At 66.4% G+C, this 4,049-nt stretch carries 4 protein-coding genes and 1 pseudogene; 4 read left to right on the plus strand and 1 reads right to left on the minus strand.

Features of this window, described 5'->3' with window-relative positions:
* Positions 1-927: 927 nt before the first annotated feature.
* From ACFV6D_RS25025 to ACFV6D_RS25040, 4 genes are all read left to right on the plus strand, one after another.
* On the plus strand, positions 928-1,416 hold the full coding sequence (locus ACFV6D_RS25025; protein WP_380561160.1) for a hypothetical protein: 489 nt from the start codon (positions 928-930) through the stop codon (positions 1,414-1,416).
* A gap of 324 nt (positions 1,417-1,740) precedes the next feature.
* The gene (locus tag ACFV6D_RS25030) at positions 1,741-2,070 is read left to right on the plus strand and encodes a DUF6980 family protein (RefSeq protein ID WP_380561161.1); all 330 of its coding nucleotides are present in this window, start codon (positions 1,741-1,743) and stop codon (positions 2,068-2,070) included.
* A gap of 291 nt (positions 2,071-2,361) precedes the next feature.
* Positions 2,362-2,733 (plus strand): class I SAM-dependent methyltransferase, encoded by a 372-nt coding sequence (locus ACFV6D_RS25035; protein WP_380561162.1) that lies wholly within the window; start codon positions 2,362-2,364, stop codon positions 2,731-2,733.
* Positions 2,730-3,194 (plus strand): hypothetical protein, encoded by a 465-nt coding sequence (locus ACFV6D_RS25040; protein ID WP_380561163.1) that lies wholly within the window; start codon positions 2,730-2,732, stop codon positions 3,192-3,194. Before ACFV6D_RS25035 ends, ACFV6D_RS25040 begins: the two co-directional genes overlap by 4 nt.
* A gap of 7 nt (positions 3,195-3,201) precedes the next feature.
* Here the strand turns inward: ACFV6D_RS25040 and ACFV6D_RS25045 are convergent.
* Positions 3,202-3,932, minus strand: a pseudogene (locus ACFV6D_RS25045) (IS5 family transposase); the annotation flags it as partial.
* Between the last annotated feature and the right edge of the window lie 117 nt (positions 3,933-4,049).

Below are 4,049 nucleotides of genomic sequence, written 5' to 3' on the forward strand. Positions count from 1 at the left end.
CAACAACACACTCTCCCGCGACATGTGTTAAAATCGCCCGACCCACCCCTCAATGTCTGCGTGCGCCCTCGGGGGGCCGGTTGGGCCGCCTCTTTTGCCCAGCGTCCCAGCACCGGTTCTCCGTCCCGGCTGATCAGCGGCCGTGTTGTGAGCTCGGCGACCGACGTGACCTCAGGGCCGGATTCGGTGCGGAGAACATCCGCAAGGCCGGCGCGACGCCGGCAACGACAGCGACGGAGTGGCGCTGGCGCCTCCCGGACGTCAGGTGACCGCGCGCCTCAACACGCGGCGTGAAGCCCCTGCCCGGTCGGCAGCCGCCAAGGGCCGGCGGACTTCTGCCACGGTGAGCGACGCCAGGTCTCAGGAACCACTTCCACAGCCCCCTTGCCGCCGCGTCGGCAGTCCGGCGCGGGCCAGCGTGGCCGGGCCGAGGTCCGGAACCACCCTTGCCGACGCCGAACCTCGATCCCCGCTGGCCGGGCAGCAGGGATGCCCTGCTGCGCCCCCTGCCCCTCAGGTCGGGGCCTGGCCCTTGCGAACCTGTCACCAGCCCAATGGGACAGCTCCTCGAGCTCCGCCTGCCGCCGCTCTGTCACAAGATTCTCGAGCACGCGAGAAATCGCTGACCGGAGGCACCGTGCTCAACGTAAACCATCCCGGCGGATGATTTTTGGGACCGCGCCCACCCCTGGAGCCATGTGGGCCGCCGAATTTGATGTACGGCCTCCGAGCAGCCGAAATGGCGAACTGGTACTGAAGTGGTAGAACCGTCTCCCACTTGGATGGGCATATGTAAAATTGGAACTTAATTGAGACAAAGAAGGCGCAATGGGGCGCTTCTCCATTTGGTCTGGTGATGCGGTAAAGCCTCTCGGAGTGGCAGGGAAAAGTCCTGCGCGAAAAATGTCTCCACTGGGGGGTTTCTAGATGGCCAAGGCTCGAATATTTAAAATCTTAGCAGCGGCTGCGATCGTCCCTGTCCTGACGATCGGGTTTGCCGGATCTGCCTCGGCGGACGGAAACGTAAGCTGGAAGAACGGAGTCGGTAACCCCTCCCATACCAGCGGTGGAGCGGGACTCTACCTCCTCCCGAACTCAGCTGGCGGCGGTGTAACAGTCACGAACTACCGCTACCAATGGCATGACGTCCAGAACAGTGACGGAACCTGGAATGAAGTCGACTCCAATGGGCGATGCCTGACAGGATATGGAAGCCAGGCCTACACGGAGGACTGCAACTCCGGCCGCGATGGCACGAACCCGTTCCAGCGGTGGCGTGAGATCAATACCGGTTCCGGGTTCAAGCTCCAAAACGTCCAGAGCGGCGGCTTCCTGGACAACAGCGGCAACGGAGGCTGGGGGAGCGTCTACGTGAACGGGACTGACTGGAACAACGACAATCAGCGCTGGTACTGATCCCACGCGGTCGGTCGGCTGGTCAAGTCGTGAGCGGTTTACGCAGACGCCCGGCTGGGCTCCTCCAGTCGGGCGTTTTGCGTGGCCGGCCGTTGAGATTTCCGGCTTGGGTTGGAATGGGTGTTCAGCTGACGTTGTATTGGAAACGTCCATTGGCCTGATCTTCCGGGGAGGCCCGCCGGCCTGCCTGGCGCGGCCCTGGGCGACTCCGGAGAGGCCGTCAGGCGTCTGTTCCCCGCCGCGTTTCCAACACAGTGGGCACAGACGGGCCAAGACGGCCCGGGGGCGCTTCCCGCCCCGCCCCGCCCCGGCTGCTGCGAGGCGGTGGCGAGCCGGGTGGACGGGCGGGGCAGCCGGCACAGCGGCCCCTTCGGCTGCCCGGACGCACTGATTCGGTCCAGTGCCGGATTCCAGGAGTGCGGGTTGATCATCCATGAGGGTGGCACATCGGGCATCGCGGTCGGCTTCTGCCCTTGGTGCGGGCAGGGCCTTCCCGAGTCGCGGCGGGGTCGCCGGTTAGGCGAACTGGAGCGTCGCGGGGTCGATCTGTGGGAGGAGGAGGTTCCTGCCGGGTTCCAGGACGGGGGCTGGCTGGCCCGCTGCGCTTCGCCAGGAGGGCCGACAGCCGTTGATCCACTTCTGAAACAGGCCTGACTGTTGCCGGCGAGCAGGTTCTCGACGCCTTGCTCCGGCCGCGACGGGGGTTCGTCGCCGACGGCGAACATTCGGCCACGAACATGCCAGCCGCGACAAGGCCGGCTTCACGCGGGATCCGCGCACGCCGTAGTCACAGGCCCGTTCGACTGAGCTGGGCAGTCTCGTTTGGATCAGAGGGACCGATGTGTACGCGGCATGAAGTCTTGCCAGGAACTGGGACAGCCGTCCTGCCGAGTCTCGATTATGAGATCTGTGACGAGAGCGCCTGAACCCGATCCGGTAGCCGTTGTGCGGGACTATTACGAGCAATCAGCAAAACGTGAAGCCGGGAGGCTGAGCAGGCCCGCGGACGGTGCCGTCGAGTGGGAGTTGCATGCGCGGGCGCTGGAGGAGTACTTGCCTCCCGCCCCCGCGCGGATCCTGGACGATGGTGGGGGTCCTGGCACGTGGACCCTGTGGCTCGCGCACCGCGGCTACCAGGTGACACTCACCGATCTGTCGCCGGCGCTGCTGAACGTTGCCCGGGATCGCGTCGCGCAGGCTCCCCAGCGGTGTGCCGGGAACGTAGAGGCCGTCATGGAAGCGGATGAGTGTGATCTGAGCGCCTTCCCGGACGATTCATTCGACGCCCTGCTGTGCCGGGGCCCTTTTATCACTTGACCACCGGCACCGACCGCAGTCAGGCCGTACGGGAGGCTCGTCGGGTCCTGCGACCAGGTGGGCTGCTGATTGCGACCATGATGCCGCGCTACATGCGATTGATCTCCACCGTCTTGGAGCACGGGTCCGCCGCGTTCACCACGGGTACGGTCGACCTCATCCTGGACGAAGGCCGTTACGACGACCCGCGGCCCGGACGCTTCACCGGTGGGTACCTCACGCGCCCCGACGATGTCGCGCCGCTCTTCGAAGAACACGGTTTCCGTGTGCGGCGCCTGTTGGTGTCCCAAGGTATCCTGGCTTGGGCACAGTCGGAAGCCGCTGCTCTTGCCCACCGGGATCCCGACGCCTACCAGCGTCTGCTCGACGTCGCTTACAGGACTGCCAGTGACCCGTCCATTCATGGCATGAGCGGCCATCTGCTCGTTGTAGCCGAACGGCCAGAGATTCAAGCCGAGTAGACGATGGTCAGTGGGCGGACGAGAGGAAGATGCCCGCGATGTGATGTCCTGCCAGGTAGATGGCTGCCGTCTTCTCGTAGCGGGTGGCGATCCCTCGCCACTGTTTCAGGTGATTGATGCACCGCTTGACCGCATTGCGCTGTTTATAGGCATCACGGTCGAAGGTCGGCGGCCTGCCGCCCCGGCTGCCGTGACGTTGCCGGTGGCCCCGCTGGTCCGCCGGGACAGGGATCACTGCCCGAATGCCGCGCTTGCGCAGGTGTTCGCGGATTGCGTGGGAAGAGTACGCCTTGTCGGCAAGGACGGTGTTCGGCCTTGTGTGGGGCCGTCCACGCCGGCGGGGCACGCGCAGATGTGCCATCACCTCGCAGAAGGCGGGTGCGTCGCGGGCCTGCCCGGTGGTGAGGGCGAACGCGAGGGGTCGGCAGTGGCTGTCCGCTGCGAGGTGGGTCTTCATGGTCGGTCCGCCGCGGGACCGGCCGAGGGCGTGGTCGGCCGGTTCGTTGGCTGGGGCCCCTTTTTTACTGGTCCCAGCCGCGTGCTGGTGGGCACGCACAATCGTGGAGTCAACCGAGAGCCCACGTCCTCGTCCGCATCAGCCTGGGCCATCAGCGTGGTGAAGATCCGCTCCCAGGTGCCGTCGAAGGCCCACATCCGTAGCCGGTTGTACACGCCCCGCCAGTTGCGGTACTTCTCGGGCGAGTGGATCCACTGCGTTCCGGTCTGGAACTTGAAGGCGGTGGGGGGGGGGGGGGGCCCGGGGGGGGGGGGGGCGCGCCGCCCCCCCCCCCCCCGCCCCCCCGCGCGGCGCCCGCGCCGCCGCCCCGCCCCCCCCCCCACAACACACCCCACACG

It is taken from the genome of Kitasatospora sp. NPDC059812 (assembly GCF_042732075.1).
Taxonomy (GTDB): Bacteria; Actinomycetota; Actinomycetes; order Streptomycetales; family Streptomycetaceae; genus Kitasatospora.

Bases quoted from the DNA above. Each gene is read 5' to 3' on its own strand.
- ACFV6D_RS25025 (WP_380561160.1), top strand. From the start codon at position 928: ATGGCCAAGGCTCGAATATTTAAAATCTTAGCAGCGGCTGCGATCGTC.